The sequence below is a fragment of the Marinobacter sp. MMG032 genome, assembly GCF_040112695.1.
Lineage (GTDB): Bacteria > Pseudomonadota > Gammaproteobacteria > Pseudomonadales > Oleiphilaceae > Marinobacter > Marinobacter salsuginis.
Genome location: NZ_CP157802.1, coordinates 4,214,814 through 4,227,153, shown reverse-complemented (window position 1 = coordinate 4,227,153; position 12,340 = coordinate 4,214,814). Strand labels below are relative to the sequence as shown.

The window sequence follows — 12,340 nt, the reverse complement described above, 5'->3', positions numbered from 1 at the left end:
ATCGGAGTGATTCCCCGTATTTTAACAGTTTACAATTCATTTTTTTCCACATGGAAATTGAATCCAAATTACTCTAAAAATGATCATGTATTTTACAAAAGTTGTTTAAGTAAGCTTGATTATTTGGATGACGAGAATCTAGCGGGCAAGTATTATTCCAGCGCTTGGCTAGTCGCTGAAATATATCGACCTTTTTATTTCTTCAGTGCATTCAAGAAAAATCCAAAATCACTAAAATACATCAAAGCATTGATTAACAGCATCGCAAGAGTGGCATTCGTTACCCTACTAAATGACCGAACCAAAATAAAAAAAAGCCCGAAGTTAAAATAATAGTCGTAGCACCCGATATACAAATGCAATTCGTAACTATTAAAACTGTTATTTTTCAAAAGGCTATTCAATCTACGAAAAGTCATCGTCCACAGGGACGAACATTGAAGTAAAAATAGAACGGACTCAGTATGATGATAATTATAAACTTCAGACTTAAAAATGACTTGAGCGCGACTGCTAACCCACTCTAAAACCCGGCAAAGGACCGAATTAAGTAGTTAGGCAGCTGCCCAACCTAAAAACCGCACTGACAACGTAAAGGACCGTACAAACAGTCACTTCCTACACATTTTAATAACCTATGCCAAGCCCTTTCAGCCGTTAGAACAGACGAAAAAAGCGAACGTTGCCAGTGCTATCTAATTAGTTACTCTACTCAACACTAAGATCAGCTGGTGCATTTGGTCTCGTGCGTGATGGAAAAAGGTCGAAAACGAGAACGATAGGCAATGGGTCATAATTAGATTGCAGCCTATCCGCACCTTCAAGAACAATATATAACTTGTTATCTGGAGACATAGCGGCGCCAGCAATTAGATTTTCTGCGTAAGAACCGTCTTCTGAACTTTCAAAGGGCATTTCAATTTTTCCGTAATAATAGGGCTTTATCTCGTGTGGCTCGATTTCACCATTAAGCGATGCAATGAGATCGTTGACATCCCAAAGCCAAACATAATTATATTGATCAGTATGGTCGAACGCACAGAACCCGCCACATTGACGACCATTGGGCTGCGTAATCTTATAACCAACACCGGACTCATGGCCTGCACTGTTACCAATCGTCATATATGTTCGTGTTCCTGGAATTATAAAGCCATAGTGAGCCTCTGAAAGCTCAGTCCATAAGTCATTCCCCCCTGATAAATTCTGAAGGTCTTCAGCTAGAGGATTGCCTATACTAAAATCAAGTAAACGAAAACTTTCGATATATTCTCCTGGTCTCGAGGAGAGAATCGCGTCCGAGTCGACCAGAAAAGCAGACGGCCCCATACTTTGCCGAGCATTTATAGAGAGGTTACTCGCGTTACCAGCAATATAGTCATGGCCGAAAACAGATTGGTACTCGGTAGGAATCGGTGAAACCCAACCTGCAGCATGAACCAGACCTTGAAATTTCATGAAACCGCGCACGTCGGAGGAAGCCAAATTCTCTGAATTTTCAACAATTAATGTTGTATCCTGATTGTCCGCAGCCCCATCATAGTATCGCGCTGCGTTGATCACGAGCTTCCCGTCTAAATGAAGCATCCCTACTATTTGATCAATACCATCCATGTTTTCTGTTTGAGTGCGATCCATCACAACGCTGAAGTCTTGAATAGGCGCATCAATAATTGGAACCTCTGCGAGCCTATCAGAGTTTGACACTACCGACGGTACAGGAAATTCAGCAACGGCTTGGTGACCAGCACCAGTGAGAAAAAACGACTTTCCATCCCTGTTCATCGTGATGGTGCCACGCCCCCAGGCAACTTGGGACTCCCCAAATTCTCCTTTTGGAAGCCGAAATGCTCCCTCGTAAACCAAATTGGAAAGGTCATACCGCGGATTCGTTGAAGTGTCCGCAAGCGACGTGTACGGCACTGACGTTAACAAAGAGGTAAACACGGCTAGAGAAAAAAACCCTAATTTTTTCATAACACTATCCCCACAAATTTAAGACAGAAAATCTAGATCCTTTAACGCGACCTCTTGTTCTGCCCCACTCCTCCGATACTACACACGCCGTCTCAACCCTACATTAGCTCATAAACCTAATCTGTGACAAATCTCGCCTTTCAGAAATTAATGAAAATTTCGAAGAAAACTACCCCTTTCTGAGCGGGCTAAACTTTTGGATAGAATTCTGCTCCCTTGTTGATGCAAAAACAATGTACCAAACTGCAAACATTACTAATACTATAATCATATCGATCAGAGTCAGCACAAATAATTGAAGAAAGACGCCTAACTGTTCCAAAAAACCTTCGTTGAAACTGAGGAGCGTCAAAATGCAGATTGTCGATGGCAAAAAAGAAGTTATGCAAGTTATTAAAGAGACATTTCCGAAAACTTTCTTTGTCGCGTAGCAGTAGAATAACACAGACATGATCGATTCAAACGAAATCCGGAACAATGCAAAATTTTCGACGTTATTGATTGGTAACAACAAAAGGGACGCTCCTATCAAAGCAGTGCAAAATAATTCATACATAAATATTTGTTTGGTAAAACTCTTCACCATCAACATCCGTGAAGACTGTGAGAACAATATAAATGGTATAATCATTAAACCAAAATACGAAAAAACGTTATGGTACTTAACCCACTGGTCCCCAAGAACTAGTGAGACAATTGGTTCTGAACAGACGAAAAACATTGAGGCGAATGGTGCACCAACAAAACTCAAAAGCTTTATTGCAATATCCGATTGAAATCGCATTTCAGATCGGCAGTTTTGAACCTTTCCCATCTCTGCGTGCAAAGGTTCTGCCAGTGGAGACAAAATCTGCAACATCGGGATTGAAGCAAAGTACTTTAGATTATTGTACGCCCCCAAATCAGATGGTGAAAACCGATTACTCACAACAACCGTATCTACTTGGTTTCGAAAATAACCAAGTAATGATTGTGGGATTATCCACTTAGAAAACTGCCACTGAGCTAAAATGTGATCCCGATTTAAACTTGGGCGAAAATCACAGATTTTATAGGATAAAACCGTCTTGATAGCAACTGACGTTAAATGTCCCGCAACAATAGCCCAAAAACTCTGAAGGTAGAATGCCAAAGGTATTGAAACAAACACCCCAGAAACTTTTCCTAATACTGTTATTTTGACAATACCAGAATAGCTTTGTTCACGACTCAACAACCAAATCCCGGGATTTCTTATTGCTACTAATGGCAACGTGAGTGCAACGGCACATACAACATATCCTACAGAATAGTTCTCTTGTAATATGGCTACCGCAGGGGCAGACAAGATTATTAATAAAAACGATAAACTCTTCAGGATTAGGTCTAATGTCCACGCCGAATTCAACTCTTCAATGCTGACAGATTTTTTTTGAATTATATACGCAGAGGTTCCTGCGTTTGAAAGAGCTTCTGTGAACCAGAGTATCAGCATCGCGATTGCGATGATGCCAAAATCGTCTGGTGTGAGTAGTCTCGCTAGAACGAGCGTGCTGATAACGCCGAGAGCTCTCTCAGCTAGACGCTGCAGCACCAAGAGAATAGAGCTCGAAATAACTTTATTCATCTTTTTCCATCATAGCCTGCCGCTCCCTATTTTCCAATCTTTTATACGCTAAAATATTAATTATCATAGCGATATAAAAAGGTTCAAATATTATTAAATCAAGAAACAATGAACAAACGAAAAATCCGATTATACTTATACTTGATGCAACGACAGCGAACGAACTAAGGTCAGCTAATGATGTAATAATTTTTTTTGCTCTTATTAACCGCCTAAATGCGATGTAATTCAAAGCTAGGAAAATAAGCCCTGTGAGCAAACCTGTATTAGCTGAAAAATTTAGAAATGTATTGTGAGCAACATGCGGTGTCATTCCTGGAAAATGACTTGTAGCAGCCGCCTCGAACATCTGCACACCAACTCCGAATAAGGGGTATTCTGGAATAAGTTTTAGCCCTGCCTCCCACGAGATGAGTCGTGGATTGATCGCTCCTTCCGTCTGGACGTTGTCTTCAGCAACAGTACTCGCCGCGCGATCAAGAAGCAACGCTCCCTGATAAACCATAAAGCAACAAAATGAAACTCCAATTATAACCTTTATCTTTCTAGAAGATATCATATAGCCAGAGACTAACAACGTAATTGCCGATGCCAAAAATGCGCCACGGGAGCCAAATAATACCAGTGCGTGCCAGACCGCAGGCACGGTCAGGATTATTGCAGTTCTAAGTAGGAAATTTTTAACTCTGAAATACAAAAAAATTATAAACGGAATGCACATTACTAAAAGGGTGGACAACACGTTGCCATCTTGATACGGGCTTCGATACGGACCGTTTAACCGGTTGTTAGTGAATCTATACCATTCTTGATTTATATATGCCATGTTGGCCCAATAGGCATAATAGACTCCGATCGCAACGAATATGTAACATAAATAGATAATAGCTGACTCGCTTCTGCAAAGGGAAACCAGCACGAAGTACATGATCAAAATGCTATTAATCGTTGAAAGAACAACATCTGGGCTTACTGACGCTGGTGAACCTTCGAAAGGAGAAAATAAATGCGAAAGGTGCATCCAAAACCAAAGACATAAAATCATTAGGTTTTGATGCTCTCTGTAAACAGAAAAGCTTGCTTTTTTTTGAACTAAGGCAAAAACCAGACCTAAAATTGCCAACGCAGCAGTAATACGAAAAATCGGAATTCCGCTAAATATCCATGGCCAGATATATTGAGGTTGCAAGAGACTGTTCAATACATAGCCGATTCCAGCTATCCATGGCGCGAAAAATAGAGAAACGCCCGTTGCAAATATCAAGAGGTATATAATTAATTTACCCATGAGTGTCTGAAGACCTTTTGCAACACGCTAGATATTGGATCGGAGCTTTTATTATGCTCACTAGGAATGTCTTAATGAATCGTAGATTTTTCGGCTCCCCGATTAAAACCTTGAGCATCGTATAGAGTGCCTTCCCCACAAATCCATTTTGCCAATAATAATTGTATCCAATTAACCAAAATCTAATGTTGGCGACCTGATGATCAACCTCTGTCAATATTGGCCTTATTTTGGTTAGGCGCTTAATTCCTCTAAGAGCCCTACATAACTCAGTTTGCACCAAGACCGCTTTTTCAACATCATTTTTCTTCAAATTGGTGTCCGATATGTTTTCATCGTGGACATTATAAATCACGTGTACATCGTTGATATAGCCGACCCTAAAACCTTTTAGTAGGGCTGCCACTAAAAAATATCGATCTTCACCTATCCGATAATACGGTATTTCGATTTCATTGATAAGTGTGGCTCTGAATACGGAGTTCTGAAATCCTGCGTTAATCGGCTCTTTTAGTTGCATCAATACGAGTTCGTTATTATTTGTTATAAGGTGAGTGTGACCATCGCGCAAGTGATCTAACCGTCGGAAACCAAGGGGTTTATTTGATACTTCATCGAAAAATGTGGATTCGTTAAGAGTTTTTCCTGATTCATGGTCGACTCTTCTGCATGGGCAGTAAACCCAATCCATTTCTTGTATTCTTTCGAGCTCCCCAATCAGCGCCTGAAGATAATCAGGCAACCAGTAATCGTCGCTGTCAAAAAAAGCAACAAATTCCTCATTACAAATTAACTTTTGTCCAGCGGCACGCGCTGAGCCGGGACCTCCATTGTTTTTTTTTAAATAAGTCACCGGCTGGAGAGTTTGATTCGCTAAACTTCTAAGCTCGACAAGCGGATCGTCGGTGCTGCCATCATCCACAACCACAAGCTTCCAATTCTGGAATGTTTGTTGGTGTAGTGACTGGAAAGCCTGTTTTAGGAAATTTCGACGGTTATAAATTGGCATTATTATTAAACAACTCGCTGAATCCCTAGACCTATGATTCAACTGCAATATTTCATTCATATAATTTAGCCCCAGTAACGTCACAGCTCAATATAAATATTTTTAAATTTTTACATTAAATGCAATATCAAAATTCATTTATATCTGCATCTATATAGGCCGCTTTTAGGGAGGCTCTGAATAAGTCTCCAAAATCAGCGATAATACGGCCATCGTCAATCGCATAGGATCGTTGCCAGCATGGATCAGATCACCTTCTCCGAAGCCGAATACCAGACCAAGAAGCGCAAGACCCGTCGCGAGATCTTTCTGGAACGGATGGACAAGCTGATTCCGTGGAAGCAGTTGGAGAAGAAGGTAGCCCGTTATTACCCGAAGGGCCGGAACGGACGGCCCCCTTATCCGCTGCCTGCCATGCTGCGGGTTCACTGCATGCAGTTGTTCTATAACTTGAGCGATCCGGCCATGGAAGACGCGCTGTACGAGATCGAATCCATGCGGCACTTCGCGGGTCTGAAGCTGGACCGTTTGCCAGATGAGACGACGATTCTCAACTTCCGGCATTTCCTGGAGCAGCACGGTCTTGGCAAGGCGCTGTTTAAAGAGGTGAACAAACACCTGGAGAAAAACGGCTTGATGTTGCGTGAAGGAAGCATCGTAGATGCCACCATCATCTCTGCTCCCAGCTCCACCAAGAACCAAACTGGCAAGCGTGATCCGGAGATGCACCAGACCAGAAAGGGCAACGAATGGCACTTCGGCATGAAAATGCACATTGGTGTCGACGACACGTTCGGTCTGATTCATAGCATTGATACCACCGCTGCCAATGTTCACGACATCGTGCCCACCGACAAGCTGCTGCATGGTGAAGAGCAACGAGTCTTCGGCGACGCCGGTTACCTTGGCATTCAGAAGCGGGATGAGCATAAGCACCGCAAAAACGTCTCCTGGTTCATTGCCAAACGGCCTGGCACCCGGAAGACGCTGGATGCCGACAAACTGAAAGCAGAGAAGATCAAAGCCAGTGTTCGTGCCAAGGTCGAGCATCCCTTCCGGTACATCAAGCGGGTCTTTGGTTATGGCAAGGTCCGCTATCGCGGCCTTGCCAAGAACAGCAACCGGTTGCATTTGCTGGCCGCGTTTAGCAACCTGCTGATCGGTGAAAAATACATGCTGGCGTAGGGCCAGTGCGCCTGTTTTCCGCCAAAATGGCGGGAAACGGGCAAAAAACACACAAATAAAGGGAAAATAGTGTCTGAATCTTCGATTTTTTGCCGTTTAAACCCAAGATGGGCAAATATCAGCAGTTATTCAGACCTTCCCTAGAGATTTCCAATATTCTTTTGGATCATTTATGGATTCTGTAAATAGTCTCGCCTTATAGCCTTTCTCCGCGAGATCTTCTTCTTTTATATTTTCAATTATTGTTACCGCTTCGTAATACTCGACCGGATCGATGATCCAACCTGATTGGCCAAAGTTAACGGTTTCCGGCAAACCGCCTACGTTGCTCACGATGCTTGGTTTATAAAAGCCTCCAGCCTCAAGGGGTATTAGCCCTAGAGGTTCTTCGGTTGAAAACATTATTATCATATCAACTGCTTCATAAACTGATGAAATATCATCCCGAAAACCAAGAAAAAGTACTCTTTCAGAAATCTGTTTTTTATCTACCTCGCGGATACATTTTTTAAGATACTGTTGGTCAGGTGAGGGATCATTACCAACTACGAGCAATGTCCAATCATTTCTTTTTAGCCGTGACACTACGTCAATCGCAGTAAGCAAGCCCTTAACTGGAGAAATTTGTCCTATAAAGCCCAGCACCAGAGAATTCGGATCAAGATGAAAATTGGCTCGCGCTACTTTCTTGGTAGTTTCTCGTTCGTTGAACGATTTCTTTTGGGGCCGCTTCACAGGATCAAGCATTTTCACTAGGTTATTATTCGAGGATATTTCAAAGTTTGAGCAAAATTGCTTTTGAATATAGCTGCTTACAAAAATTGATAGGTCCGGAATTCTGGGGAGCCACCATCGTGCTCCTGAGTCAATCGGGTCGCGGAAGTGGCAGATGAGCTTTGCTCGCAAAAGTTTTGCAGGCAAAAGAGCCGCTCGATAGCTCCAAATCTGATTCGAGTGGATTACTTTGACGCCCTTTTTACTTAGAAATATGGTTAGCTTTACCTGTTCGTATAGCCATCGTGTTTTACTATTTACCTTGATCGGATTCAGCTCAACGGAGAAATGACTAATGCCATTATCTTGTGCCCACTTCTTCAGAGGCGAATTTCGGCTGGTGACTAGTACAGGCTGCATTCCATCACTTTTCGATTCAAGCAAAATAAGTTGTAAGCATCGTTCTGAACCACTTAAAAATGGCGCGATACTAAAGAAAGCAATCATAAACAAGATCCTGCCTACTTGGCTCGAACTTTAAGAATGGTACTCTGTTCTCTCTTCGGGCATTCTATTTCGAATATTCTTGTCCAAAATTTCTTTCAAGTCGTTTTTTGACTTTACTTTTTAATATTACGAAAGTTCCCAGTGTTCTAAAGTTTAGTCCTTTCGCTATTACAAGGCTATTTATCTCGTTCATTGTTTTTGGCCACTCAGGAAAAGGAAGAGAATCCAGATGAGGCTCTTGGAGTTGGCCCGTTTTATACCGGCATATTCTATTGATGTATAAACGAATATCCTCTGGCTTCCAAGGTTTCAAACTCTCAAAACAATATCCAACACCGTCCACAAAAGTAACCCGATGCTGATAGTCGTCCTTATGGTATTCTAGATTGTCGTTGACGAGCTTCGTGATCTGTGCGTCAATCCAACTTAGACCAACCGGTAAACGGATCTTCTGTTCCGTCAGTCGTTGAACGAACTCGTTTTTAAGCCCATAGAGATTTCCAAAAAGGCAGGAGTAGCGTTTAGCAAGTTCACTGTATTGCCGGATATTGCGACCAGTCTGGGGTAAGCCGGTAACAGCATTTTTGTCCGTAGAGCTCACAAGTTTTTCAAGCAGCCGAGGGAAAGCTTTTTCAGTAAAGGTCACATCGCTGTCGACAAAAAAGTGGACGTCTGCTTTCGGCAAATGGTGATAAACATACTCGTTCCAGGCATTGCACTTGTCACCGAGAGACAATTCGACCACTTCACAGGGAACCGCAGCGCTTTCCATTGATGTCTTCGCAACCTCAACGGTCTGATCCGTGCAGCCATTGGCGACGACTGTGAGTTTTGTCAAGCGGTCATCGCAATTAACCAGAATACTGCGAATAGTCTGTGCAATGGTTTTCTCTTCGTTATAAGCGAACGTAACCACCGAGTAGGATTCGCTCATAGTGCGCCTCCATGCTGCTGGAATACTGCCTTTGCTCTCTCGGTATGTTTTAACCAGGTCAGGTTTTGCAGAACATGCTGCCTGCAGGCGTCTGGCTGAAAGGCCCCCTGCTCCAGCTCCTTTTTTAACCAGATAACGGCATTCGCAATAGTCTCTGTGCTCGTGCAGTCAACAACAAGTCCTGTTTTGCCCACTTTCATCGTTTCGGCTGTGCCACCGGAGTCACCCGCGATTACAGGCTTACCCGCCGCCTGCGCTTCGACAAGTACCATGCCAAACCCTTCAATGTCGTTGCCGTCGGATCGGTTTGGCAATATGAAAAGGTCGCATTGCTGGTAACAGCGAATCAGGTCCTCATCTTCGATTTCATCCAGGAACTGCACATGCTGCTCAAGGCCAAGTTTCTTTACCTCGGCCATCAGGTTTGGATAGTTATCACCCTGCCCCACGATGGCATAGAGGATGTTAGGTATTTCCTTCTTGATCTCTGGAATAGCCTCGATCATTTTGTCGTGGCCTTTACGCCGCTGGAGGCGACCCACTGTGAGGCAAACAAATCGATCTTCCCAACCAACCTTTTCCCGGAAGGCCAGGTCTGGCTCAGCGGGGCAGAAGGTCTGTTCATCAACGCCCGGATTGATCACTTCAATCTTTTTGGCCGGCACATGCCAATGCTCCTTAAGGAGCGACTTGGTATTCTGGCTGTTGCAAATAAGCCGGTCTGCGCCACGCAAGACTCGATTCACTATCCAGGTAAGCTCCCGGCTTGTGCGGGCCACTTCAATATCCTCACCGTGCACGAAACACAACAGCGGCTTTCGCAATAGTCTGGCCAGAAGGAGGCCTATGAATCCCTCCGGGATGGTGCGCCCACAGTGAATCTGGCTTAAACCATTCGGTTTCAATCGCAGGACACGCATGAGAGTCCGCGCGTAAAAGTACAATCCAGTGGCGCTCAACAGACCCCAGCTTGGTGATGCCATGGCTGTCCTGTGTATGCGCTGGGGGAATTCTGCATCCACCCTTTGGTCAGCCGGATCGGCGTTGTCCTGTGTCACGATGGTTACCGTGCCGGGCTCCAGCCTGCGATAGAGTTCATAAAACCAGCGGCCACTGCCCCCATGGCGGGGCGGGAAAATTTCGCTGAGTAATAATATCGACATTGAATCAATCCAGAGCGTGAGCTGTTAACAGGTGACCAGAGCGGACTGTGTTTCCGGTTGAGGCTTGCACGCCTCGTTACTTGCCATGTAATTCTGCCACCAGAATTCATACATCAGCATACTCCAGAGCACCGGGGAATGATCGAACAATCCTCTCTGGTGCTGGTCCCATATCAATCTTATGTGATCTTTTCGGAAGATCTGGCCAAGGCCCTGCCCTTTTTCAAAAAAATGCGCTTCTGCAATGCCCTTTAATTCTTCCCGGAACCAGGCCGCCAGAGGCGTGGAGAAGCCCATTTTTTTGCGGTTCAGAATCTCCGGGGGTAGTAGCGGCTCGAGCGCCTCGCGCAGCACAATCTTTTTGTCGCCCTTGTTGAATTTCAGCTCCGACGGAAGACGATTGGCGAACTCAATGATGCGATAATCCAGCAGGGGCGAACGCAGCTCCAGCGAGTTGGCCATGCTCATGCGGTCGGCTTTTACCAGTATGTCACCGGGCAAGAAGGTTCGCATGTCGGTATACAGAATCTTTGCCAGATGGTTTTCGGAATCACACTGGCTGTAAACCTGCTCTGTGAGTTCACTGGGATGGTAATCGGCCAGGTCTTTCCGAAAATCCTCGTTCAGCAGCAGTTGCCAGATGTGATCATCGATGAAGGTATTGGTCACGTAGAAGGCCTTCGCCGGTTCGAGGCTCAGGCTGTGCATCAATGAGCTTGCTCGGCGCAGGAACTTTCCGGGTATTTTGCGCAGAGCCGGAGCAAGGTCGCCCATCACCGAACGAACGGAGGAGGGAAATTTGTTCCGTAGCTGGTTCTCGCGCCAGTCGGTGGCGTATTTTTCGTAGCCGGCGAAGATTTCGTCGCCGCCGTCCCCTGTCAGGGCTACGGTTACGTCTTTCTTGGCAAGTTCGGATACCAGAAATGTGGGTACCAGGGATGAATCCGCAAAAGGTTCATCCAGGAACCGGCAGATTTCTAAAAGGCGTTCCGCAACGCTGTCCTCCACCTTGTGTTCCCGATGATCGGTCCGGTACTGGTTCGCCACGGCCTGTGCGAATTCGGTTTCGTTGAAGTCTTTTTCTTTAAAACCGATTGAGCAAGTGGTTACTGTCTGGCCGCCCTTTGCCATCATAGCGACCACACCGCTTGAATCCACTCCGCCACTCAAAAAGGCGCCCAATGGCACGTCACTGATCATGCGCTGCCGGGTGGCATCTTCCAGTAAGTCAAGCAGTTGGCCTTTCGCCTCTTCCATGCTCAGGGACTCGGGCTCGCCCATTTCAGGTGACCAGTATCGGCGTACGGTTGTCTTGCCGTTACGAGTGCGATGTAAGTGGCTGCCCGGTTCCAGTTTGTAAATGTTTTTGAAGATGGTTTTCGGGTCGGGTACGTACTGGTAGGCAAAGAAATCGTAAACCGCATCCGGGCTGATTTCCCGGGGTACATTCGGGCACTGGAGCAGGGCTTTCAGCTCTGAAGCGAACAGCAGTTGGCCGCCCTGCTCGGTGTAGTACAGGGGTTTTTTGCCAACGCGGTCCCGGATGAGATCCAGAGTGCCAGCTTCGTTGTCCCAAAAGGCGATGGCGAACATGCCGTTCAGCTTTTCGATGGCGCCCATGCCCTCTCTTGCGAGTAATGCGAGCACTACCTCGGTGTCGGTCTGGGTGCGAAAATGCACACCCTGGTTTTCAAGTTCTCTGCGCAGGGTTTTGAAGTTGTAGATCTCACCGTTGAACACCATGGCGTATCGGCCATCGTTGGAGACAAAGGGCTGATTACCGGCTTCGGAAAGATCAATAATGCTTAACCGGGCATGGCCCAGCACTGCGCCGTGGAACTGCTGCACCGCCTGGGCATCCGGGCCCCGGTGTCGAATGGCCCCCACCATGGCCTCAACCATATCGAGATGGCTGTCGGACTGATGAGAGGTCGTGAATCCTGCTATGCCGCACACG

At 45.3% G+C, this 12,340-nt stretch carries 9 protein-coding genes; 1 reads left to right on the top strand and 8 read right to left on the bottom strand.

From position 1 onward, the window contains the following. Nucleotides 1-708 precede the first annotated feature (708 nt). From ABNF92_RS19435 to ABNF92_RS19420, 4 genes are all read right to left on the bottom strand, one after another. Complete coding sequence (locus ABNF92_RS19435; RefSeq protein WP_349343069.1) at nt 709-1,977, bottom strand: hypothetical protein; 1,269 nt, start codon at nt 1,975-1,977, stop codon at nt 709-711. 169 nt (nt 1,978-2,146) lie between these two features. Continuing rightward, nucleotides 2,147-3,583, bottom strand: coding sequence for an oligosaccharide flippase family protein (locus ABNF92_RS19430; RefSeq protein WP_349343068.1), 1,437 nt, complete (start codon nt 3,581-3,583; stop codon nt 2,147-2,149). Further along, the gene (locus tag ABNF92_RS19425) at nt 3,576-4,871 is read right to left on the bottom strand and encodes an O-antigen ligase family protein (protein WP_349343067.1); all 1,296 of its coding nucleotides are present in this window, start codon (nt 4,869-4,871) and stop codon (nt 3,576-3,578) included. The genes ABNF92_RS19430 and ABNF92_RS19425 overlap by 8 nt, the downstream gene beginning before the upstream one ends. Beyond that, complete coding sequence (locus ABNF92_RS19420) at nt 4,864-5,880, bottom strand: glycosyltransferase family A protein (protein ID WP_349343066.1); 1,017 nt, start codon at nt 5,878-5,880, stop codon at nt 4,864-4,866. The genes ABNF92_RS19425 and ABNF92_RS19420 overlap by 8 nt, the downstream gene beginning before the upstream one ends. A 240-nt stretch (nt 5,881-6,120) precedes the next feature. Here ABNF92_RS19420 and ABNF92_RS19415 point away from each other — a divergent pair, with 240 nt between their 5' ends. After that, nucleotides 6,121-7,065: an IS5 family transposase gene (locus tag ABNF92_RS19415; protein WP_011784145.1), complete on the top strand. Its 945-nt coding sequence runs from the start codon at nt 6,121-6,123 to the stop codon at nt 7,063-7,065. Between the two features lie 129 nt (nt 7,066-7,194). Here the strand turns inward: ABNF92_RS19415 and ABNF92_RS19410 are convergent, their stop codons facing one another. From ABNF92_RS19410 to asnB, 4 genes are all read right to left on the bottom strand, one after another. After that, nucleotides 7,195-8,286, bottom strand: a complete 1,092-nt coding sequence (locus ABNF92_RS19410) for a glycosyltransferase family 4 protein (protein WP_349343065.1) — start codon at nt 8,284-8,286, stop codon at nt 7,195-7,197. Between the two features lie 64 nt (nt 8,287-8,350). Then, entirely contained in the window at nt 8,351-9,220 is an 870-nt protein-coding gene (locus ABNF92_RS19405; RefSeq protein ID WP_349343064.1) for a glycosyltransferase family A protein, read from the bottom strand. Continuing rightward, nucleotides 9,217-10,383 (bottom strand): glycosyltransferase family 4 protein, encoded by a 1,167-nt coding sequence (locus ABNF92_RS19400; RefSeq protein ID WP_349343063.1) that lies wholly within the window; start codon nt 10,381-10,383, stop codon nt 9,217-9,219. The genes ABNF92_RS19405 and ABNF92_RS19400 overlap by 4 nt, the downstream gene beginning before the upstream one ends. 24 nt (nt 10,384-10,407) lie before the next feature. After that, the gene (gene asnB, locus ABNF92_RS19395; protein ID WP_349343062.1) at nt 10,408-12,339 is read right to left on the bottom strand and encodes an asparagine synthase (glutamine-hydrolyzing); all 1,932 of its coding nucleotides are present in this window, start codon (nt 12,337-12,339) and stop codon (nt 10,408-10,410) included. Nucleotide 12,340: the final 1 nt, after the last annotated feature.